We start from the raw sequence: 20736 nt of genomic DNA, 5'->3' as shown, positions 1-20736 counted from the left end.
GCCGCCCTGCAGGTGCTGGCGGTGCTCAAGAAGGCCGATCGCCCGGTCAGCGAGGTCTGCCACCGCTTCGACCCGCTGCCGCAGATCCTCAAGAATGTGCGCACGGGTGGCGGCAAGGTGCTTGACGATCCCAAGGTCGCCAAGGCGATCGAAGGCGCGCGCAAGCAGCTTGGCGATGGCGGCCGCCTGGTCATTCGTCCCTCCGGCACCGAGCCGGTCATCCGCGTCATGGCCGAAGGCGACGACCGCGTCAGCGTCGAGACCGCCGTGGACGAGGTGATCGACGCCATCACCAAGGCGGCGTAGGCTTCCGGGGCGGATCGTCGGACCCGCCCCGAAACATTGTGGTTTCCGGAAAGGCGGGTCAGAAGGCCCGCCTCCGAAGCGGCTTCAGGACCGTACCTGTTCTTCCTCGATGGGCAGGAAGAGGCTGGACAGCAAGGTGAGCCCGGCGATCACCATGAAGAGCAGCGACAGCGGCAGCCATTGCACGCCATAGGTCTTGACCAGCCAGACCCCGACCACGGGCGTCAAGCCGCTGAAGATGGCCCCGCTCAGCGACGAGCTCAGCGAAATGCCGGTATAGCGCAGATGCACCGGGAAGGCGCGCGTCAGGAAAGGCGCCATCACGGCATAATGGGCGGCAACGAAGAAGGTGCCGACCAGGATGCCGATGCGGATGTTGCCGAGATCGCCGGTGACGATCAGCATCATCATCGGGATGGCGAAGACGAAGGCGGCCGCCGACATCGCCACCAGCAGCAAGCGTTCGTTGAACTGGGTGGCGATCCAGGAGCCAAACGGAAAGGCGACCAGTTCGAGCACGCCGACCCAGAAGATCACGTTCAGGATGTCGGATTTGGAGATGCCGAGCGACTCGGTGGTGAAGGTCGTCATCAGCGTGGTCAGGAAGTAGAAGCCCGCGACCCCGAGCAGGCACAGGCCCATGCCGAGCAGGAGCGTATAGCCGCGCGTGCGGAAGATCTCCTTGGCCGGCACGACGTCGTCCTGCGGCGCTTCCTGCAGCCGCTTGATCAGTTCCGGGCTCTCCTTGATGCCGGCGCGGATGACGAAGGCCACGATGATCAGCACGGCGCTGGCCAAGAAGGGGATGCGCCAGCCCCAGGCGAGAAAATCCTCACGCGGCAGATCCGAGACCGTGCGAAAGGCGAGCGCGGCCAGCATCAGGCCGATCGGGCTGCCATATTGCGGGGCCGAAGCCAGGAAGGTCTTCCACTTCGGCGGGGCATGCTCGGCAGCGATCAGCACCGCACCGCCCCATTCGCCGCCGACCGCAACGCCCTGGATGAGGCGCAGCAGGATGAGCAGCACCGCCGCACTGATGCCGATCGAATTATAGCCTGGCAGAAGACCGATCAGCACGGTTGCCCCGCCCATCAGCAAGAGCGTGATGATCAGCGAGTTCTTGCGTCCGACCTTGTCGCCGAAATGGCCGAACAGCAAGGCGCCGACAGGACGGGCCACGAAGCCGATGGCGAAGGTGCCGAGCGAGGCAATGATGCCCATGAAGCGATCTTCGGACTTGAAGAAGACATCGCCGAAGACCAGCGCGGCGGCCGTGCCGTAGACGTAGAAATCGTACCATTCGATCATGGTGCCGACGAAGGCGCCGAGTGCGGCACGGATCGGCTGGCGCTCGGGTGCCTGTTGGGCGTCGGCTGTGACGGTCTGTGTCATAATGGTCCTCGTGTAGGACGCGTCTTCGCGATTCCTGGCGGTTCCGCCAAATCGCAAAACGCCTTGGGTCAGCGCGATGGCCGGGCCGCGCGGAAGGCCGAGACGAAGCGCGGCGCGGCTTCCGACACCGCGCTGAGCGAGTAGCCGCCCTCCTGTACGATCACGACGGGAAGGGGCAGCGCACCCCAGACGGAACCGATCGCCTCATAGGCGGCGGTGGTCACGGCGAGCTTGGACAGAGGATCCTCGCGATGGGCATCCCAGCCGGCGGACACCACCAGAGCCTCGGCCCCGAACGCCGTCACGGCAGCGGCCAGCGCCCGATTGGCTTGGATGAAGGCCTCGTCGCCGCTGCCTTCGGCCAAGGGCAGGTTGAGGTTGGCCCCCTCGCCCGCTCCCTCGCCCGTCTCGTCGGCATAGCCGGTGTAATGGGGGTAGTAGCTCGATGGGTCCGTATGGGTCGAGCCGAAGAAGACGTCGCCGCGGCTGTAGAAGATCGCCTGCGTGCCATCGCCATGATGGGTATCGAAATCGATGATCGCCACCCGCTGAAAGCGCGTGCGCAACCGCTCGGCGACGATGGCGGCATTGTTGAAGAAACAGAAGCCGGCCGCACGGTCGACATAGGCGTGATGCCCCGGCGGGCGGCAAAGTGCGAAGCTGTCGAAGGCGCCGGCGATGAGATCGTCGGCTGCCGCCACAGCACTTTGGGCGGAGAGATAGGCCGAGGCGAAGGTGTGCTCCGTCATCGCGTTGGACAGGCCGTTGATGTACCAGCCGGTCTGCCCGAGAATGCCCTTCGGGCGCGGGGCGGGACGCGGGCGAAAGGCGGCGTCCGCGCCCTGATAGGGACTGACGGCCGGCAGGACTTCGGGCCCGGCATTGGGCAGTTCCTGGAAGCGCCGATAGGCCGTCTCCAGGAAGTCGACATAGTGGCCGGCATGCACGGCCTCGATCGCAGCCCGGCCCGCATCCTTCGGTTCCTCGACCGTCAGGCCAAGCGCCGTAAGGGACCCGACCAGTGTTTGCGCGCGCTCGGGATTCTCCAGAGCGCTGCCGATACGACCGTTGATCATGTACTGGGTCGGCCGATGGGCCATCTGCCTGTCGGAAAAGAACAATTTCATCGAGCAACACTCCGGGCAACGAATGCGAGGCCCCAAAGCATTTTCCAGAAAAGCAGGCCGAACTTTCGGCTGAGAAAATGCATCGAGACAATAAGTCAGAGAAAAATGCGATTCGGATGAATCAAACTTTGCCCCAATCTTGCAGAAGCTGGCGAGAATGCCACCCGTTCGGATGCTGACCCTGTGAATTGGACTAATGAAAGGAACATGCTGGAGTTGCCGTCGTTGGTTCCGCATTCACCGACGCCCCCAATGAATGCTGCATGAGGGGCGCGCTTATTGGCGGGATCTTCAATTTGCAACATCGACGTGGTTAGCTGCCGGCGTTGCGGACGGCCGGAGAACAATGATGGCTGAGATTCTGCTGTTTCATCATGCCCAGGGCCTGACCCCGGGGGTAGAGGCCTTTGCCGAGACCTTGCGGGCCGGCGGCCATGTCGTGCATGCGCCGGACCTGTTCGACGGGCGCACCTTCGCCAGCATCGACGACGGCCTCGCTTATATCAACGAGGTCGGCTTCGATGCCATGCGGGCCCGGGCCGAGCGTTGTGCCGACGGCCTGCACGCGGACCTGGTCTATGCCGGCTTCTCCTTCGGCGTGGTGCCGGCCCAGAAGCTCGCACAGACCCGCTTGGGCGCGCGTGGAGCCCTGTTCTTCTATTCCTGCCTGCCGACCAGCGGCGAATGGGCCTTCGGGCCCTGGCCGCCAGGCGTTCCGGTGCAGATCCACGGCATGGACCGGGATCCCATCTTCGTCGGCGAAGGCGACATCCAGGCGGCGCGCGAAATCGTCGAGAAGGCCGAAGATGCGGAATTGTTCCTCTATGCGGGGGACCAGCACTACTTCGCCGACAGTTCGCTGCCGTCCTTCGACGCGGAGGCAACGCGACTGCTCACCCGCCGGGTGCTCGATTTTCTCGGCCGCATCTAAGCAAGACGCGTTCAAATGTGAACGCCTATTTTCTCTAACTCTTTGTTCCAACGCGTCTTTGCGATTCGAAGTGTTTCCATCAAATCGCAAAACGCTTTAGGCGTTGCAACAGGAACGCACCCGGCTCCAGGACCGATCAGACCGCGTCGGAGCGCGTCAGCTGCTGCTCGCTTTGGGTGATTGCCTCGCCGACATTGGGACGGCCCGCGCCGGTGGCGATCAGGTCCCGCAAGCTGCCATTGACATAGGTGTGCCAGCCCTCCGAACAGGCGTCATAGCATTCATAGTCGGGCACGAGGCCCCGATGGGTGAAGGTGACCTCGGTCCGCTCGCCCTTCCTGGCGATCTCGAAAATGATCTCGGTGCCTTTCCACTCGGACCTGTCCCGGGTGAAGCTGAAATAATTGTCGAGGATGCGCCAGACGACCCTTCGGTTCGGGATCAATTCGCGCACCTGGATCTCGCAGCGATGCAGATCCTCGTAGCGATATTTGAATTTCTCGCCGACCCGGGTGGTCCCGCCTTCGATGGCCTGTGACCACCAGCCGCGCACATTGTTGATGGCGGCGAAGGCCTGCGCAGGTGTCTGGTCGACCGTGAAACTGGTGGTGTAGCTGCGGTCCGTCATGGCTGTCTCCCGTTGCTTGGTTCGATGACGGGATTGTAGGAAGGCCCGGCGAACGGCGTGAGTTACAAGCATGGCGGGATTCGGAGCGTTCCAGCCCCTATCCTTTCCGGCGCCACGCTTGCCGTCCAGGGACGGCCCGGGAAGGACGGATCGATCCCGGGCGATCGACGGGCAAGCCGCATCGAACCATGCGGTCATCCGATCCTAGCTATCCCAGGGGGAATGGTGTACAACTCCAAAAACTGGAGCAGGGTCAGTGCATGAGACGCTGGCCTAATCGAGATGCGCTCCACGATCGGCGGATTGACCGAAGCTCTTGCGGCACCGTGCCTGCAGGCTGCGATTTTTCCAGGAAACTGCAACTCTTCTCCCGGTTTGCTCTTAGCGCGCCGAGGGATGGGTAAGTCTGTGGCTGGCAATAGGGAAAGGTGCCTGCCGCCTTCCGCTCCGACCGATCAGAATGGTTGATTGGTGCAAGACGGTTACGATTCATCCTTGGGCCGGCGATGCGTTCGGCCCTTTTGTTTTTGGTATTTGGAGTTCATATGCTGATACTCGTTCGTGAGAACAATATTGAACAGGCACTCAAGGCCCTCAAGCGCAAGCTGGCGCGTGAAGGCGTCCTTCGTGAGCTGAAGCTGCGCAGAGCCTATGAGAAGCCGTCCGAGCGCAAGGTGCGCGAGAAGGCGGAAGCCGTTCGCCGCGCTCGCAAGCTCGCACGCAAGCAGGCACAGCGCGAGGGCCTTCTGCCCGCACCCAAGCCCAAGGCTCAGTCGCGGGGACGGGGTGGCCCGCCCAGGAGCGCACCCCCGTCCGTCACCAGGACCTGATTGTCGCCGGCTCGACGCGTCGCAGATCACGATATTGGCGACACGGCGAGCGCCTCCCGACACCTCCAGAACATCCAAGGAGGAGTGAGTGATGAAGCATGCGTTTGAGGTCGGCGATATCGTCACCCTTCATTCGTCCATCTCAAGGCACGAAGAAGGCCCCTATCAGGTAACCCGGCAAATGCCCTCGGACGGCCCCGAGCCCGCTTATAGGCTCAAGGGCGTGGCGGATTCCCGCGAAAGAGTGGCTCGGGAACACGAACTGCGGGCTTCCAGGCAAGGCGCGGGCTCGATGTTGGAACCGGGTCAAAGTTCCTTGAGACCCACGCGGACCAGACCGACGCGACGGTCACCATGAGGTAGGCCGGGAAGGGGTGCAAATCTCGGACAGTCTCCCGGGTGGAGGCTGGTCGTTTGTGGTCTGGGCGCGGGGGGCTGTGCCGAGTCCCCGAAAGAGCAGGCATCGGACGCAGATGCCGGTATAGGCAAGGTCGACGGCCTCACAATCCGGTGCAGCCGAGATTCTGGCCCACGACCTTGATGTATCGCCGCGACATTCGGTCGAACGGGCGATTTCGGTTACGATAATGGTAAATTTGTCAGATATATCAACGTGATCCCGTCGGAAACAGGGCGCAGCTGGCGCAACACCAAACACGCTGCCGAATATATCCTGCTGCGCGGCCTTGTGGGCCTGCTTCACCTCTTGCCGCTCGATTTCGGTTCCTGGGCCATGGGTTCCCTATGGCGCCTGGTCGCACCGCGATTGCGCCGCCACGAGCGTGCGTTGCAGCACCTCGCCGCGGCTTATCCGACAAAGAGTGCCGCCGAGATCGACGCACTGGCGCGGGCCATGTGGATGGATCTGGGGCGAACATTCGCCGAAAGCCTGATGGTGGATCGCATCGTCAAGGCCGGACGGGTGGAGGATGCGAGCGGCCCGTTGATCGAGGCCGTGAAGGCCAGCGGCAAGGGCGTGGTTTTCGTCTCGCTCCATACGGGCAATTGGGAACTCGTCGTCATCCCGACGGTGACGAACGGCATCAAGGTCGCCGGCGTCTATCAGCGCATGAAGAATCCGAAAGTCGACGACTATGTCGCGCTCGTGCGCCGCGACCGCTATCCGCGCGGGCTTTTTGTCAAGGGCGCGGATGTCGGCAAAAAGCTGCTGCGCATCGTGCGTGGTGGAGGCGCCATTGCATTGCTGGCCGATCTGCGCGACCGCAATGGGCTCTCCGTGCCGTTTTTCGACCGTCCGGCCCCTTCGACCACCTTTCCCGCCCTGCTTGCCAGGGGAAGCGATGCGCTGCTGGTCGCGGCCCGCGTCATCCGCACGCGTGGCGTACACTTTCGGATCGAGGCCGAACTCCTCGATGTCCCACGCACCGACGATCGAAATGCCGACATCGACGCGGCAACGCACCAGACTCACCGGCTCTTCGAAAAATGGGTGCGTGAATATCCCCAACAATGGATGTGGGCCCATCGCCGCTGGGGCTAGCGCTCGTTCATTGAGGGTGGCTGCAATTGGCATGACGAAGATGCAGGCGTTCAATATCTGGAAGAAGCTTTAAATTCAGGAGTCGGACATCCCATCGTTATTTCAGATATATAATGACAAATCTGAGATTTAATGATAACTTGATATATGTCTAAATTAGATTTCTTTGTTCCTACTGAGCTTTTCGTAAAATCAAAATTCGCTGGATGGACTCGAAATTCTGTAAAATATCGCCGATTTGACAGCCTTGCCTCTGCCGTAAAATTTGCGATGGACGAGTATGGAGCCAATCTCAATGGAGTCTCCATTCACACGGATATGGGCGAATACACAGGCGCCACCATTCTCTCTCTCTATCAGAATGAGCATTATCCGCTGAAGGGAACACATGCCGTTCAAGATGGTGCCAAAAACACCTCATGCCCGGCGACTCAAGAGCCCCGCGCAGCATGCCGCAAGTTCGGCATTGGCGACACCGTCGTCTATTTGCGTCCCGGCCTTGTGGAGCAGCGTGGATATTACGAGATCGTCGAGATGCTTCCCGTTGAAAATGCCGAGCCGGCCTATCGTATCAAAAGCAAGGATGAGCAGCATCTGCGTGCCGTCAAAGAGCATGAGATAGCGCACGTCTGACGGCTTGGCCCCGAACGTCAAATCCGATCGACACAACACCAAATAGATCGAGCTTTTGGAGCAATGAACGATGTTCGAGATTGCTCCCATATCGACCCAACCAAAAAGGAGATAACTCATTGCAGGTGCTGGTGCGGGACAACAATGTCGAACAGGCCTTACGCGTACTCAAGAAAAAGCTGCAGAGAGAGGGCGTGTTCCGCGAGATGAAGCGCCGCAAGGCCTATGAGAAGCCTTCCGAAAGAAAAACCCGGGAAAAGGCTGAAGCGGTGCGCCGTGCCCGCAAACTCGCGCGCAAGCAAGCCCAGCGCGAAGGACTTCTCCCACGTCCGAAACAGCGTGAAAATACTGCTAAGCGCAGCGATCCAGCGAAAGCCCCCTCACTGGTGAAGTCCGCTCAGCTTTCGTGACATCTTTCGGTTCACCCCTTGCAATGAAGCGGGCATGCATGGATCCATCATGGCTCGCCAAGCGGTTGGCGTCGATCCGGTAGCCTTGGAGCCTGAGTTCAAGGGGGTGAGCCGATACCATGTGAAATGGCCTTAAGGCTCTCGGCCAAGCTCGAAACAACCGTGACCGACATTTTGTTTGGCATGGCTTATGGCCGAACCAATGATGCCACCGAATGGCCGAATGAAGCGCCGAGCGCGTTGATGGCTATTTTGCGGGCCGATACAAAAGGGCCGGGTGTGAACCCGGCCTCTTCAGAGCGTCTCAACGGAGATGCCAGTATATCCACAGTCAACGACTGCAGGCGCTGGTCCTACACGGCTTGCAGGTTGTCTGCGGAGGCTTTACCGCTGCGGCTGTCCGTGACGACGTCAAAACTGACTTTCTGGCCTTCACGAAGGTCTGACATGCCAGCTCGCTCGACAGCGCTGATATGGACGAAAATGTCCCGACTGCCATCTTCAGGAGCGATGAAACCATATCCCTTCTGGGAGTTGAACCATTTGACGGTACCTGTGCTCAAGACGATTTCCTTTCAATCGACATAGATAAACCTGCCGCGTTGATACAGCGCGGCGTTACATTTCTACCGAAATTGTCGGAGGGAATCGTCAAAGGCAATTTGAAATCGCCCGGTAATTTCATCAGCAAGATCGATAATTCTCTATATATATATTAAAAACTCTCAAAAAAAGATAGGAGCAAATTTAATTTTTATTGTGAAGCGCTACGAAGGAATTATCTTCCTTTTTCGGCACGATCATTTGATTGCAGCAAAGCTGGCGCGCTCGGTTCGCCAACTTCAAATCCAGCAAGCCCTGCTTTTACGCAGCAAGCCGGTGCGTCTCGACTATTTACCGGCACTGCGGAAGGGAGTGAAAGCCAGCTATCTTGCAATATCACTGCCAAGATTACCGTGCATGTCGCAATGAAGCTCCAAGCAGTTTTGGCATCGAAACTGGAAGGCCGATACAGCAGGCGGGATAGCCGTCATGCAAGGGGAACTCGGGCCAGAGGCTCAGTGGTTCGCGCCCCCTGGCCGTCTCTCACCGGGGAGAGCGAATCCCTGTGACCAGTCCAAATACACCGATCAGTTAGGCCGCGGCGTGTCCGATAAATCGAGGGATTATCCAAATGGCATTGAAATGCATCCCAGCGGGTCCATTTGGCGCGGCTGGTCCTATGGATCAGTGAGACGGCAACACGCTGAGTCGATTGACGATCTTCATGACGCTCAATTCGGACTCACGGACCCTCCGCTCAAAAGGCTCCCCTATGCTCTTGATCCTGTAAATGGGCTCAGGTCCATCAGCTGGCAACAGCCGTATAATTTCATAAGCCTTGTCTTGCTGGCGGATGGGAGCAAGCTTCAAGACAACAAAATCGCCAATCCCGAAAGTGTGTATACCCATCCCCTATCCTTTGTTTCGATCGTGTTCTGGAATGGTTCAGCACTGACACCCCATCTTCCCTTGAATTGGATTTCGGCGTTCGACGAAGCAGGCCAGGAAGGCGGAATGCCTTGAGTTTTGGGAGAGTGAGGCTTGCGGACGAGCATAAGGCCCGCCGCATCATTTCTGCCTCTACTTGGATACTTTCATGCGGTCGACATCCCTCATTGCCAATGACGATGAGCAAGAACTCTCACACGGGATGACTGGCTTGATGAGAATTGTCGAAAGCAATGTTATCAAGCTCCCGCAGCAGCCTCCTGGGCTCAGCCCACCCTGAGGTCGCCGGCCGAAGATTTTCCCGTCTTGCGGTCACGAACCAATTCGAAGCTAACTTTTTGACCTTCAGTCAATTCGCGCAAGCCCGCACGCTCCACAGCGCTGACATGTACGAAAACGTCGGGTGTTCCATCGTCCGGCTGGATAAAACCATATCCCTTGGTGGAATTGAACCACTTCACAGTACCTGTGCTCATATCGTGCCCCTTTGAACTTCCTTCCCACCTTCCAGGTGGAAGACCATGCCAATTCACGCCGGTGAAAGGCTAGCTGATTCAAGGGCTTATTGGCCGCTGAAGATCGAGCTCACCGGCCAAAATCGACTTCACCAGTGTGCGCCGCACGTTGGAGTCCGTCAAGCTGCAAGTGGCAATCGGCTTCTCACTGCACCTGAACCTGCAGCCTTCATGCTCCCTTTGATCAAGAGCCTGGAAAAGGCAAGATGGCCGCTCTGCCGCCGTCGTCGCCCCAACCGCTGTGACAACCCGGAGCCTGCCATGCCCAAGGTCGACCTTGCCGCCGTCCCCAGCCACAAGGGTTCGGGTTACCCGCCGCCCTTCGATGTTCCCTGTGCGGAACGGGTGCGACAGCGCCTGGGCGATGCCGGCGGTCTCCAGGATTTCGGGGTCAATCTCATGCAGTTGCCACCGGGCAACTGGTCGAGCCAACGCCACTGGCACACGGCCGAGGACGAATTCGTCTATGTCCTGCAAGGCGAGCTGACGCTTGTCGAGGATTCCGGCGAGACCATCCTGCGTGCCGGCGATTGCGCCGCCTTTCCCAAGGACTCCGGCAACGGCCATCACATGATCAACAGATCCGGTGCCATGGCGGTCTATCTCGAAGTCGGCTCGCGCTCGTCCGCCGACGTGATCCACTGCTCCGACATCGACATGATGAGCCCCAGCTCCGACGGCCGCTTCCTGCACAAGGACGGCACGCCCTATGCCGAGGCCTGAAGCCGCCTTGCCATTTTCGAACCGACCGGCGTGCCGGCGCCATGTCGCAGCAGATAATGATATGGTTCAGATCCCGGACCGCAATGCGGCCACCCGAGGCCCTCAGCCGTGATGCGAACCAGCCCAGGCCTCGAGCCAACCGATGGCAAATTCGAGCATGGGCTGTGCATCCACCAGCAGGGACGGCGCCTGGCCAATGAGCCCTTGCCGGCCGCCGCCTTGCGCAACGAAGGCCGTCACGATCTGCTCGATATAGTTTGCAGGCATGCCGTCGAGAACGGGCTCGGACGTGTCGAATTCCTCGATGAAACGCCAAACTACGCCATGGTCGCCGGCGAAAGGCACCTCATAGCGCAGGATGCGCTTGCCGGGCATACGCGCCAGATGGTCGGCGTGGTGGATCAAGGTCATAGTGTCCCAGGGCGCTCCAGCCATCAGCACCCGGCCGCCGCCCGCGACGAGCTTGGCCAGAGGCGAGCCCTCGCCATAACCGTAGTCCTGCGGGTGATCGGCCGTCAGCCAGGCCGCACGGCCGCCGATCGCTGCCATCGAAGCGCCGGGATTGCCGCTGCGATGAGCGCCGGGCATGGTCCGCACGAATTCGGCGATCACCCCATTGGCGCGGACGGCGCGCGAGGCCTGCGGGTCGAAGCCCGGCACATGATCGCGCCATGCCGGCAGGACGCGCCCTTCCCGATCGAGGAAATCGGTGTGGACGCTGTCCCAATCGGTATAGACCATCATCGTTCCCTGTGGGCCGACGACATCGAGCAGGGCATGGGACAGCGCATCCGGACCGTTGAGCAGCAGCCCGACCCTGCTCATGGCGGCATGCAGCATGACCGTATCGCCCGCCCGGATGCCGAGCCGGCACAGATCATCGCGCAACGAGGCCCGGCTGCGATAGACCGGCAAGGCTCCCGACATGACAACACTCCACGGAGCCGTCCGCGTCAGTCACGCAAGGCGGCGCCCTGCCCCGCGCTCTGCGACGACAAATATTCGGCATATTCCGCCATCAGCGGCTGATAGAGCTCGGGTGCCGGATAATGCTCGAAACTATGCCGGGCCGAAGTCGAGGCCCAGCCCAGCTTCTCCGAAGTGCAGGTTTCGATGAAGGGTTCCGTCCATACCGGCTCGGCCAGCATGGTCGGGCGGACATTGACGAAGAAATCCATGCCCTCGGGCCTGGTGAACAGCCAGCTCTTGCAATGATCGCAGTAGAAATGCCGCGTCGGCCCATGCAGGGCGCCGATCACGGGCTCGCCGCGGGTGACCCGGAAGCCTTCCGAAGGAATTGCCGCGCTGAGGGAATAGGCGCTGCCGGTCATCTTCTGGCAGCCGCGGCAATGGCAGGCCATGGTGATCAAGGGCGCAGCGGCAACCTCGAACTCGACCTGCCCGCAGCGACAGCTTCCTGTCATCGGCGTTGATTGATTCGGCATGCGTGCACCTACCCGGTCATGGCTGCGATCGTCACGCCCCTGCTACTGCGCCGGCATGGGAATGTCGAGCCGGGGAATCGGTCTCGCCCAGCCAGCCCTCGAACAGCGTGACGATGGAATCATGATAGCTGACGTCCGGGCCGGCCTCGAGGCCGAGCTTGCGGGCGATCCGGATCGAAGCCGTGTTCTCCGGCGCGATGATTGCCGTGACCTTCCGGCCCGGATGCATGCCGCGCGCCCAGTCGAAGGCGGCCTGGCTGGCCTCGAAGGCGATGCCCCGGCCATGGGCATGGGAGGCGAATACCCAGCCCGCCTCCAGCGTGCCCACCAGGCTCGGCTCGATGGCGCGCATCGCATCCTGGAACCCGGTCATGCCGAGATAGCGCCCGCTCGCCTTCTCGATCACCGAAAAATAGCCGAAGCCGAAGAAGTGCCAGGTGCCATGGGCCTGGAGAAAACGCTGCCACAGTTCCTCGCGACTGCGCTGCTTGCCCGAGATATGCCTGTAGACCTCCGGCTCCGCCCACATGGCGGCATAGGGCTCGAAATCGTCGAGAATGGGCTTGCGCAAGAGAAGGCGCGGCGTCTCGATCATCTTGGAAACTCGCTCCGATATGAAATTTCGCGTGTTTTCCTGCAGGACCCGCTCAGACCTTGATCCGCCATCCGGTGCGGAAAATCACCGCGATCGCAGCCAGGCATAGCAGCATGAAGACCAACGTCATGCCCAGGCTCTGCCCGAAATCGACATCGGAAGCGGAAGCGCCGTAGAAGGCCCAGCGAAAGCCGCTCACCAGATAGAGAACCGGGTTGATGTAGCTGACGCCCTGCCAGAAGTCGGGCAGCATCTTGATCGAATAGAAGCTGCCGCCCAGGAAGGTCAGCGGCGTGATGATCAGGGTCGGCACGATCTGCAGTTTTTCCCAGCCATCCGCCCAAATGCCGATGAGAAAACCGAACAGGCTGAAGGTCACCGAGGTGAGCACCAGGAAAGCCAGCATCCAGAACGGGTGCTCGATGGAATAATGCGAAAAGGGCCAGGCGGTGATCAGAATGATGAAGCCGAGCAATATGGATTTGGAGGCGGCCGCGCCGACATAGCCGATGACGATCTCCACCACCGAGACCGGGGCCGACAGCACTTCGTAGATGGTGCCGATGAACTTCGGCATGTAGATGCCGAAGGAGGCGTTGGAAATGCTCTCGGTCAGGATCGCCAGCATGACCAGGCCGGGCACGATGAAGGCGCCGTAGTTCACACCGCCGACCATCGGCATATGGTTGCCGATGGCCGAGCCGAACACGATGAAATAGAGCGAGGTCGAGATCACCGGCGAGGCGATCGACTGCAGGAGCGTGCGGAAGGTGCGCGACATCTCGAAGACGTAGATGGCGCGAATGGCGTGAATGTTCATCAATGCGCCCCTACCAGGCTGACGAAGATGTCCTCGAGCGAGGACTGGCTGGTCTGCAGGTCCTTGAAGCCGATGCCGGCTTCGCCGACATCGTGGAGCAGGCGCGAGAGCACTTCCGGATCGTCCTTGGCGTCGAAGGTGTAGACGAGCTGGTTGCCGTTGTCGGCGATATCGAGCCGGTAGGCGGCAAGCGCGGCCGGCACCGCTTCGAGAGGCTGCTGCAGGCTGAGGGTGAGCTGCTTCTTGCCGAGCTTGCGCATCAGCTCGGTCTTGTCCTCCACCAGGATGATCTCGCCCTTGTTGATCACGCCGATGCGGTCGGCCATCTCCTCGGCTTCCTCGATATAGTGGGTGGTGAGGATGATGGTCACGCCGTTCTCGCGCAGCCCGCGCACCATCTCCCACATGTCGCGGCGCAGCTCGACGTCGACGCCCGCCGTCGGCTCGTCGAGGAAAAGGATGGTCGGCTCGTGCGACAGGGCCTTGGCGATCATCACGCGGCGCTTCATGCCCCCCGACAGCGCCATGATCTTGCTGTCCCTCTTCTCCCACAGCGAGAGGTCGCGCAGGATCTTTTCGAGGAAGGCCGGGTTGGACGGCTTGCCGAACAGGCCGCGCGAGAAATTCACCGTCGCCCACACGGTCTCGAAGGCATCGGTCGACAATTCCTGCGGTACCAGCCCGATCTTGGTGCGGGCGGCCCTGTAGTCCCTGACGATGTCGGAGCCGTCGGCACGGATGGTGCCACTGGAGGGATTGACGATGCCGCAGATGATCGAGATCAGCGTGGTCTTGCCGGCCCCGTTCGGGCCGAGCAGGGCGAAGATCTCGCCGCGGCGCAGGTTGAGATCGATCTGCTTCAGGGCCTGGAAGCCCGTCTTGTAGGTCTTGCTGACGCCGGACACCGCGACGATGACGTCCTCGGCGGACGGTGAATTGTTGGCTTTCATGCGTGCCTCCCTGCGGGGAAATGGCGTCTTTCCAAACCAAGTGCAACCATGTTTCTTGAAAGATGCGGAAGCGCTTTGCGATCTGGCTGTATCGCCAAGAAGCGCAAAGGCGCGTCGCAACAAGGAGCTAGAGCAAAGAGCCGTTCATGCCTGAAGGCGCTTTGCTCTAGTGACCGGGAGGGGTCTTAGGGGGAATGAAGATGATTAGCCACAGCCTGAAGGCAGGCTTGTTCTGTACGGTCTTCGCCGCAATCTCGGCACTCGGTTCAGCCGGCGCCAATGCCCAGGAGAGCAGACCCGCCGATACTGTCTATCTCAACGGCACGATCTACACCGCCGACAGCAAGGACAGCATGGCCGAGGCCCTGGCCGTGCGCGAGGGGCGAATCGTCTTCGTCGGTACGGGTGCGGATGCCAAGCCCCATATCGGTCCCAAGACCAGGGTGGTCGATCTCGGCGGCCGCATGGCCATGCCCGGCCTGATCGACGGCCATATGCATCCCCTCGGCGGCGGCAAGAGCCTGACGGGATGCAATCTCAACTATGCCGCCCTCACCCTCGACCAGACCCTGGCCGCCATCCAGGCCTGCCTCGACCAGGAAGCGAAAGCGGGGGACGACGACTTCCTGATCGTCAACAACTGGTTCCGCCAGAAGATGCTGCCCGCCGGCACCGACATGGCCCGCGGCGAGCTCGACAGGCTCAAGACCAAGCGTCCCATCCTGGTGATCAATTTCGACTACCATTCCAAGCTCGCCAACAGCCGGGCCCTGACGCTGGCCAAGGTCACCAAGGACACGCCGGACCCGAAGGACGGCAAGATCGTGCGCGACGCCGCCGGCGAGCCGACCGGCATGCTGGAAGATGGCGGCGACGCGGCCGTGATGGCGGCGATGCCCAAGCTCTCGCCCGAACAGGAGGCCGAGCAGAATCTCGCCTTCGGCCGCACCGCGCTGGAGGCCCTGCGCAAGGGCGGCATCACCAGCTTCCTCGAAGCGGCCGCCGAGCCCGGCGAGATGAACGCCTGGGCGACCTTGCAAAAGCAGGGCGAGCTGACGGCGCGCGCCCATCTGGCCCCGAAGATTCCCACCGATTCCGACCAAAGCGCCGACGCCCTGGTCAAGACCATCCGCGACTACGCGGCCAAGTTCGATCAGGGTCCGCTGCGGCCGGAGCCCGGCATCACGCTGCGCAACGCCAAGATCTTCATGGATGGCGTGATCCAGGCGCCGGCCCAGACCGGCTATACGTTGGCGCCTTATTTCGTCAACAAAGGCAGCGCAGAGAAACCCGACTGGCAGCCGGGTACGGAGCGCGGCGCACTCTATGTCCAGCCCGACCGCCTCACCCCGCTGCTGATCGGGCTCGCCGAAGCCGGCATCGATCCCCATCTGCACACGGATGGGGACGGCGCCGTCAATGTCACCCTCAACGCGATCGAAGCCATGCGCGCCAAGGTGCCGGGCAAGGACATCCGGCCTGCGCTGGCGCATAACGAGATGGTCGATCCGGCCGACCTGCCGCGCTTCGCCAAGCTCGGCGCCATTCCCGTGCTCTCCTTCCAATGGGGCGCAGCCTCGCCCGACCAGGTTGCGGCCATCAAGGAACAGGCCGGCCCCAAGCGCCTGCCCTTCGTCGAGCCCTATGGCCAGATCTTCAAGGCTGGCGCACGGGTCGCTTTCGGCAGCGACTGGCCGGTGGATCCGCTCAACGAATGGTATGCCTTCCAGATCGCCGTCACCCGCAGCGATCCGAGCAATCCGGGCAAGCTCAATGCCGATCCCGGCCTGAGCATCGGCGAGGCCTTGAAGGCAGCCACCATCCACGCCGCCTATGAGCTGCATCAGGACGAGGTCACCGGTTCGCTGGAGCCCGGCAAGTTCGCCGATCTGATCGTGCTGGATCGCAACCCGCTCAAGATTCCCGTGGAGGAGGTTTCCAGGACCGAGGTGCTGCTGACGGTGGTGGGCGGCAAGGAGGTCTACCGCGCCGAAGGGTTCAAATAGGAGAAGTCATCCCGCACGCATTGCAGTGCATAGCGATGCGATGCAGATGCGGGACCGCCCTCAAGAGAGGGCGCCTTTCTCCTCCCGCGGTCCCGTGTCTGCGCCGCACCGCTCCGCTCTGCAGCGCGCACGGGATGACGCCCTTCAATCTCCTGCCCTTGCCGAATGGCGAAGCATTCGGCTACCAATCCTCGTCAGACAAATCCAGTCAGAGGGAACCTCGCCGCATGGCCTCAGTCGATGTCGTCGACGTCAAGAAATCCTATGGCGCCCAGAAGGTCATCCACGGCGTGTCGATCACCATCGAGGACGGCGAGTTCGTCACCCTGGTCGGGCCCTCGGGCTGCGGCAAGTCCACGCTGCTGCGCATGATCGCCGGCCTGGAACCGATCACCGAGGGCACCCTCAAGATCGGCGACCGCCAGGTCAACGACCTGCCGCCGCGCGATCGCGATATCGCCATGGTGTTCCAGTCCTACGCGCTCTATCCGCACAAGACGGTGGCGGAGAATATGGGCTTCGCACTCAAGATCCGGAAGACGCCGAAGGCCGAGATCGACGAACGCGTGAAGCGGGCAGCCGAGATCCTCGACCTCGGCCCCTATCTGGCGCGCTATCCGCGCCAGCTTTCCGGCGGCCAGCGCCAGCGCGTCGCCATGGGCCGGGCCATCGTGCGCGCGCCCCAGGTGTTCCTGTTCGACGAACCGCTCTCCAATCTCGACGCCAAGCTGCGCGTGCAGATGCGTGCCGAGATCAAGGAGCTGCATCAGCGCCTGAAGACCACCACCATCTATGTCACCCACGACCAGATCGAGGCCATGACCATGGCCGATCGCATCGTGGTGCTGCATGACGGCATCATCGAGCAGATCGGTTCGCCGCTGCAGCTCTACGATCGTCCGGCAAACCTGTTCGTGGCAGGCTTCATCGGTTCGCCCGCCATGAATTTCATCAAGGGCCGCCTGGAAACCAGCCCTGCGCCGCGTTTCGTCACCGATGACGGCGTGGAATTGCCGGTGCCGGCCGTCCCGGCCGGCAGCGAGGGCCGGCGCGTCGTCTATGGCATCCGCCCCGAGCATTTTTCGCTCGGCGGCAGCCTGCAGGCGAGGATCACCGTGGTGGAGCCCACCGGCGCCGAAACCCAGGTCTTTGCCCAGCTGGGTGCGCAGAAGATTCTGGGCGTCTTCCGCGAACGTGTCGGCGCGGGTTCTGGCGAAACCCTGGCGCTGCAGCCCGATCTGGCCGCCGTGCACCTGTTCGATGCCGAGAGCGGTTTGAGATTGAATTGAGACCCGAAATGGTCTGACCTTTTTGTTGACGAGAGCGGGGTGCCTTCCTAGCATCCGCACACTTCGCCACAACCCGACGTTGCCGAAGCTTCAGAAAAAGACACCGTCCGCTGCCACACGGCCAAGAACAAGACCAGCCATTCAGACCGGGAGAATCGACGTGAAAACGGAAGACTACAAACATCTCCTCGCCCTGCAGGCGAGCCGCCGCGGCTTGCTCAAGGGAGCCGCCAGCGTCGGCGCCATGGCCGCCATGGGCAGCCTCGGGGTCGCCGCCGCCACCCAGCCGGCGATGGCGGACGAAGCCAGCGACCTCAGGGCCAAGATCCTGCAGATCCCCGGGGTCGGCAAGGGTTCGCCCACCGATGCGGACTGGCAGAAGGTCGGCGAGCTCTGCCTCGGCGCCACCAAGGCTTCCATCAAGGAAGGCGAGTTCAAGGGCGTCGAGCTTTCGTTCATGGGGCTCAACAACCAGAACCTGCACAATCTGCTGTTCCGCGGCTTCCTCAAGCCCTGGGAGGCCTATACCGGCGCCAAGATCAACTGGATCGACCTCGCCCAGGCCGACTACAATCCACGCCTGCAGCAGGCCATTGCCACCGGCACGGTCGATTTCGACCTGCTCGAGATGGGCGCCCCCTTCGAGGGCGACGTCTGCGGCAAGGGCCTGGCTTCGGAAATGCCGGACTGGGTGAAGAAGCAGATCGACATGGACGATCTGGTTTCCTACCTCAAGCCGCCCGTCGGCACCTGGGACGGCAAGCAGTACCGCGTCACCATCGACGGCGACACCCACAATTTCAACTACCGCACCGACTACTTCAAGGACGAGGCCCTGGCCAAGGCCTGGAAGGAAGCCGGCAACACCACCGAATGGGCGGTGCCCCGTACCTGGCAGCAGGTGCAGGCGGTGACCAAGTTCCTCAAGGGCAAGCAGGTCGACGGCCAGGATGCCTATGGCTACCTCGACGCCTGCAAGGCCTGGGGGGGCTTCGGCTTCTATTTCCTCGGCAGCCGCGCCACCGCCTATGCCAAGCACCCCGACGACAAGGCCTGGCTGTTCGACGTCGACACCATGAAGCCGCGCATCAACAATCCGGCCTGGGTGCGCGCCATCCAGGACGTGCTCGATGCCCTGCCCTCCGAGCCCGCCGACCAGCTCAATGCCGACCCCAACACCACGGGCTTCCAGCAATTCCTCGGCGGTACCGGCTCGATGTGCGTGTGGTGGGGCGACATCGGCTCCAACGCCAAGACCAACGACTCCTCGGTCATCGGCGACAAATGCGGCTTCGACATCCTGCCTGGCTCCGACGACGTCTACAATGCGAAGACCGGCAAGTGGGACAAGCTGGCAAGCGGCCCCAACTTCGCACCGAACCTGGCCTATCTCGGCTGGGGCGTCTATGTGATGGCCCGCGTCGACAAGGACGAGAAGAAGCATAAGGCTGCCTGGAGCGCCGCCGCCCATCTCGGCGGCAAGGACCTGGCGCTGTGGACGGCGGTCTATCCCTCCGGCTTCCAGTGCTATCGCAACAGCCAGCACAATATCGACGAGTGGGTGGCGGCCGGCTACGACAAGGCCTTCATCTCCAACTATCTGGACTCGCAGTTCAACTCCTACAACCACCCCAACGGAGCGATCGAGCCGCGCATCCCCGGCATCTTCCAATATTACAGCCTGGCCGAGGACATCCTCGCCAAGATCTATGCCGGCCAGCTCAAGGCCCAGGAAGGCGCCGACCAGATCGCCGCGGCCTGGGAAAAGCTGACCGACCAGATCGGCCGCGACAAGCAGATCAAGCTCTACAAGGCCTCGCTGGGGCTGTAGTCTGCGTACTACCGCCGCCGACGAAAGTTCCTTCTCCCCTTGCGGGAGAAGGTCCCGGCAGGGGGATGAGGGGTGGATGCGCCATACCCTGTAAGCTTGGCGAGCCCCCTCATCCGCCCCTTCGGGGCACCTTCTCCCGCAAGGGAGAAGGAAGGCTGCGCCTCTATAATTTGCTGTTGCGTCAACAGGCTCCCGATGTCCTCACTTGCCACGGCTTCCGCCAGGAATTCTTCCGCCATCCCGAGCAGTCGCATCCTCCTTGGGCGCGTCCTGATCGGGCTGGCCTCCGTCCTCCTCGTCGTTGCCGCCTTGGTGCAGTTCCTGCACGAGAACCAGGGCCTGGCCCTCGGCTTCGACAACTGGCGGCCTGTGCTCTACGCCTTCGTGCTGTGGTCGGTGGCGCTCGGCGTCGCCCAAGTGCTGATGCGGGGGGAAGCGGGCGAGCGCGCTTTGTTCATCCTGCCGGCCGTGCTGTTCACCGTGGCGATGGTGATCTTCCCCACCATTTTCGGCTTCTATATCGCCCTGACCGACTGGAACCTCTCCTCCTTCGCCGGCCAGCGCTTCAATGGCATCGACAATCTCGTCACGCTCTTCCACGATCCCGATTTCTGGAACGCCCTCGCCAACATGGTGTTCTACGTGGCTATGGTGCTGGTGGAATACGCCATCGCCTTCGGCCTTGCGCTCCTGCTCAATGCCGAGATCAAGGCCCGCAAATTCTTCCGCGTCGCCTTTCTCCTGCCCTTCATGCTCAGCCCCGTGGCGGTGAGCTGGATGGTCGGCAAGTCGATGATGGAATATCGCTACGGGCCGGTGGCGCGGCTGATGCGGGAACTGGGCTGGTCGCAGCCGACCTTCTTCACCCAGCCCTGGATCGCCCGCCTCTCGATCGAGGCGATGGATGCCTGGGTTTCCATTCCCTTCCTGATGATCCTGCTGCTCGCCGGCCTGCAGGCCTTGCCCAAGGAGGTGATGGAAGCCTCCAAGATCGACGGCGCCTCGGGCTGGCAACAGTTCAAGGAGATGATCTTCCCCCTGATGCTGCCCGTCTCGATCACGGCGATCGTGCTGCGCATCATCTTCAAGCTCAAGCTCGCCGACATCGTGATCAACACCACCTCCGGCGGGCCAGGCGGGGCGACGGATACGGTATCGAGCTTCATCTACCGCGAATACCGGGATCGCTCGAATGTCGGCTACGGCACCATGCTGGCGATGTTCTATCTGGTGGTGATCATCGTCTTCGTCACCGCGCTCCTGAACATCGCCAACCGCTTCATGCAGCGCAGCAGCTGACCGGGAAGGGATCG

The 20736-nt window shown here is 61.7% G+C and carries 20 protein-coding genes and 1 pseudogene; 11 read left to right on the top strand and 10 right to left on the bottom strand.

Annotated elements, in window-relative coordinates; genetic code table 11:
- Window positions 1–306 (top strand): annotated as a pseudogene (gene glmM, locus BA190_RS16410) (phosphoglucosamine mutase); the annotation flags it as partial.
- Window positions 307–390: 84 nt separating this feature from the next.
- Here glmM and BA190_RS16405 read toward each other — a convergent pair.
- Complete coding sequence (locus BA190_RS16405) at window positions 391–1698, bottom strand: MFS transporter (RefSeq protein ID WP_068289430.1); 1308 nt, start codon at window positions 1696–1698, stop codon at window positions 391–393.
- Between the two features lie 68 nt (window positions 1699–1766).
- On the bottom strand, window positions 1767–2825 hold the full coding sequence (locus tag BA190_RS16400) for a histone deacetylase family protein (protein WP_068289427.1): 1059 nt from the start codon (window positions 2823–2825) through the stop codon (window positions 1767–1769).
- Window positions 2826–3174: 349 nt separating this feature from the next.
- Between BA190_RS16400 and BA190_RS16395 the strand changes: the two genes are divergently transcribed.
- Window positions 3175–3756, top strand: coding sequence for a dienelactone hydrolase family protein (locus BA190_RS16395; RefSeq protein WP_068289424.1), 582 nt, complete (start codon window positions 3175–3177; stop codon window positions 3754–3756).
- Between the two features lie 136 nt (window positions 3757–3892).
- Here the strand turns inward: BA190_RS16395 and BA190_RS16390 are convergent, their stop codons facing one another.
- Window positions 3893–4384, bottom strand: coding sequence for an SRPBCC domain-containing protein (locus BA190_RS16390; protein ID WP_068289421.1), 492 nt, complete (start codon window positions 4382–4384; stop codon window positions 3893–3895).
- A 545-nt stretch (window positions 4385–4929) separates the two neighbouring features.
- On the opposite strand from BA190_RS16390, the gene rpsU (BA190_RS16385) reads away from it, so the two are divergent.
- The 4 genes from rpsU (BA190_RS16385) (at window position 4930) to rpsU (BA190_RS16370) (ending at window position 7758) form a co-directional block, all read left to right on the top strand.
- Complete coding sequence (rpsU, locus tag BA190_RS16385; RefSeq protein ID WP_068289418.1) at window positions 4930–5214, top strand: 30S ribosomal protein S21; 285 nt, start codon at window positions 4930–4932, stop codon at window positions 5212–5214.
- A gap of 613 nt (window positions 5215–5827) precedes the next feature.
- Window positions 5828–6715 (top strand): lysophospholipid acyltransferase family protein, encoded by an 888-nt coding sequence (locus BA190_RS16380; RefSeq protein ID WP_068289415.1) that lies wholly within the window; start codon window positions 5828–5830, stop codon window positions 6713–6715.
- Between the two features lie 147 nt (window positions 6716–6862).
- Window positions 6863–7348 (top strand): hypothetical protein, encoded by a 486-nt coding sequence (locus BA190_RS35940; RefSeq protein ID WP_156771541.1) that lies wholly within the window; start codon window positions 6863–6865, stop codon window positions 7346–7348.
- Between the two features lie 119 nt (window positions 7349–7467).
- Window positions 7468–7758, top strand: coding sequence for a 30S ribosomal protein S21 (gene rpsU, locus BA190_RS16370; protein ID WP_068289409.1), 291 nt, complete (start codon window positions 7468–7470; stop codon window positions 7756–7758).
- A 353-nt stretch (window positions 7759–8111) separates the two neighbouring features.
- Here rpsU (BA190_RS16370) and BA190_RS16365 read toward each other — a convergent pair whose 3' ends face one another.
- Together BA190_RS16365 and BA190_RS35275 are read right to left on the bottom strand one after the other, a co-directional pair.
- Complete coding sequence (locus BA190_RS16365; protein WP_068289406.1) at window positions 8112–8321, bottom strand: cold-shock protein; 210 nt, start codon at window positions 8319–8321, stop codon at window positions 8112–8114.
- Between the two features lie 1194 nt (window positions 8322–9515).
- On the bottom strand, window positions 9516–9725 hold the full coding sequence (locus BA190_RS35275) for a cold-shock protein (protein ID WP_082979781.1): 210 nt from the start codon (window positions 9723–9725) through the stop codon (window positions 9516–9518).
- A 300-nt stretch (window positions 9726–10025) separates the two neighbouring features.
- Here BA190_RS35275 and BA190_RS16355 point away from each other — a divergent pair, with 300 nt between their 5' ends.
- On the top strand, window positions 10026–10487 hold the full coding sequence (locus BA190_RS16355) for a cupin domain-containing protein (protein ID WP_068289400.1): 462 nt from the start codon (window positions 10026–10028) through the stop codon (window positions 10485–10487).
- A gap of 102 nt (window positions 10488–10589) precedes the next feature.
- On the opposite strand, the gene aac(3) is transcribed toward BA190_RS16355, so the two are convergent.
- From aac(3) to BA190_RS16330, 5 genes are read right to left on the bottom strand one after another with little or no spacing between them, the layout of a single operon-like run.
- Window positions 10590–11414 (bottom strand): aminoglycoside 3-N-acetyltransferase, encoded by an 825-nt coding sequence (aac(3), locus tag BA190_RS16350; RefSeq protein WP_068289396.1) that lies wholly within the window; start codon window positions 11412–11414, stop codon window positions 10590–10592.
- Window positions 11415–11440: 26 nt separating this feature from the next.
- A complete protein-coding gene (locus tag BA190_RS16345) occupies window positions 11441–11932 on the bottom strand; it encodes a GFA family protein (RefSeq protein ID WP_068289391.1) in 492 nt (163 codons plus the stop codon).
- 31 nt (window positions 11933–11963) lie between these two features.
- The gene (locus tag BA190_RS16340; RefSeq protein ID WP_068289388.1) at window positions 11964–12527 is read right to left on the bottom strand and encodes a GNAT family N-acetyltransferase; all 564 of its coding nucleotides are present in this window, start codon (window positions 12525–12527) and stop codon (window positions 11964–11966) included.
- Window positions 12528–12579: 52 nt separating this feature from the next.
- A complete protein-coding gene (locus tag BA190_RS16335; protein ID WP_068289384.1) occupies window positions 12580–13347 on the bottom strand; it encodes an ABC transporter permease in 768 nt (255 codons plus the stop codon).
- Window positions 13347–14297 (bottom strand): ABC transporter ATP-binding protein, encoded by a 951-nt coding sequence (locus tag BA190_RS16330; RefSeq protein WP_068289382.1) that lies wholly within the window; start codon window positions 14295–14297, stop codon window positions 13347–13349. The genes BA190_RS16335 and BA190_RS16330 overlap by 1 nt, the downstream gene beginning before the upstream one ends.
- 200 nt (window positions 14298–14497) lie before the next feature.
- Here BA190_RS16330 and BA190_RS16325 point away from each other — a divergent pair, with 200 nt between their 5' ends.
- The 4 genes from BA190_RS16325 to BA190_RS16310 all read left to right on the top strand — a co-directional run bounded on the left by BA190_RS16325 (window position 14498) and on the right by BA190_RS16310 (window position 20722).
- Window positions 14498–16303, top strand: coding sequence for an amidohydrolase (locus BA190_RS16325; RefSeq protein ID WP_068289553.1), 1806 nt, complete (start codon window positions 14498–14500; stop codon window positions 16301–16303).
- A gap of 227 nt (window positions 16304–16530) precedes the next feature.
- Window positions 16531–17592, top strand: coding sequence for an ABC transporter ATP-binding protein (locus tag BA190_RS16320; protein WP_068289551.1), 1062 nt, complete (start codon window positions 16531–16533; stop codon window positions 17590–17592).
- Window positions 17593–17836: 244 nt separating this feature from the next.
- On the top strand, window positions 17837–19423 hold the full coding sequence (locus tag BA190_RS16315) for an extracellular solute-binding protein (RefSeq protein WP_082979786.1): 1587 nt from the start codon (window positions 17837–17839) through the stop codon (window positions 19421–19423).
- Between the two features lie 195 nt (window positions 19424–19618).
- The gene (locus BA190_RS16310) at window positions 19619–20722 is read left to right on the top strand and encodes a carbohydrate ABC transporter permease (RefSeq protein WP_082979780.1); all 1104 of its coding nucleotides are present in this window, start codon (window positions 19619–19621) and stop codon (window positions 20720–20722) included.
- Window positions 20723–20736 lie beyond the last annotated feature (14 nt).

It is taken from the genome of Labrys sp. WJW (assembly GCF_001676615.1).
Classification (GTDB): domain Bacteria; phylum Pseudomonadota; class Alphaproteobacteria; order Rhizobiales; family Labraceae; genus Labrys; species Labrys sedimenti.
Note: the sequence above shows the minus strand (reverse complement) of the source record. Positions and strands in the feature narration are given on the sequence as shown.

Coding starts and splice junctions, on each gene's coding strand:
- BA190_RS16405 (WP_068289430.1), bottom strand. CDS start 1,698: ATGACACAGACCGTCACAGCCGACGCCCAACAGGCACCCGAGCGCCAG.
- BA190_RS16400 (WP_068289427.1), bottom strand. CDS start 2,825: ATGAAATTGTTCTTTTCCGACAGGCAGATGGCCCATCGGCCGACCCAG.
- BA190_RS16395 (WP_068289424.1), top strand. CDS start 3,175: ATGGCTGAGATTCTGCTGTTTCATCATGCCCAGGGCCTGACCCCGGGG.
- BA190_RS16390 (WP_068289421.1), bottom strand. CDS start 4,384: ATGACGGACCGCAGCTACACCACCAGTTTCACGGTCGACCAGACACCT.
- rpsU (WP_068289418.1), top strand. CDS start 4,930: ATGCTGATACTCGTTCGTGAGAACAATATTGAACAGGCACTCAAGGCC.
- BA190_RS35940 (WP_156771541.1), top strand. CDS start 6,863: ATGTCTAAATTAGATTTCTTTGTTCCTACTGAGCTTTTCGTAAAATCA.
- BA190_RS35275 (WP_082979781.1), bottom strand. CDS start 9,725: ATGAGCACAGGTACTGTGAAGTGGTTCAATTCCACCAAGGGATATGGT.
- BA190_RS16355 (WP_068289400.1), top strand. CDS start 10,026: ATGCCCAAGGTCGACCTTGCCGCCGTCCCCAGCCACAAGGGTTCGGGT.
- BA190_RS16345 (WP_068289391.1), bottom strand. CDS start 11,932: ATGCCGAATCAATCAACGCCGATGACAGGAAGCTGTCGCTGCGGGCAG.
- BA190_RS16340 (WP_068289388.1), bottom strand. CDS start 12,527: ATGATCGAGACGCCGCGCCTTCTCTTGCGCAAGCCCATTCTCGACGAT.
- BA190_RS16335 (WP_068289384.1), bottom strand. CDS start 13,347: ATGAACATTCACGCCATTCGCGCCATCTACGTCTTCGAGATGTCGCGC.
- BA190_RS16330 (WP_068289382.1), bottom strand. CDS start 14,297: ATGAAAGCCAACAATTCACCGTCCGCCGAGGACGTCATCGTCGCGGTG.
- BA190_RS16325 (WP_068289553.1), top strand. CDS start 14,498: ATGATTAGCCACAGCCTGAAGGCAGGCTTGTTCTGTACGGTCTTCGCC.
- BA190_RS16320 (WP_068289551.1), top strand. CDS start 16,531: ATGGCCTCAGTCGATGTCGTCGACGTCAAGAAATCCTATGGCGCCCAG.
- BA190_RS16315 (WP_082979786.1), top strand. CDS start 17,837: ATGGCCGCCATGGGCAGCCTCGGGGTCGCCGCCGCCACCCAGCCGGCG.
- BA190_RS16310 (WP_082979780.1), top strand. CDS start 19,619: ATGTCCTCACTTGCCACGGCTTCCGCCAGGAATTCTTCCGCCATCCCG.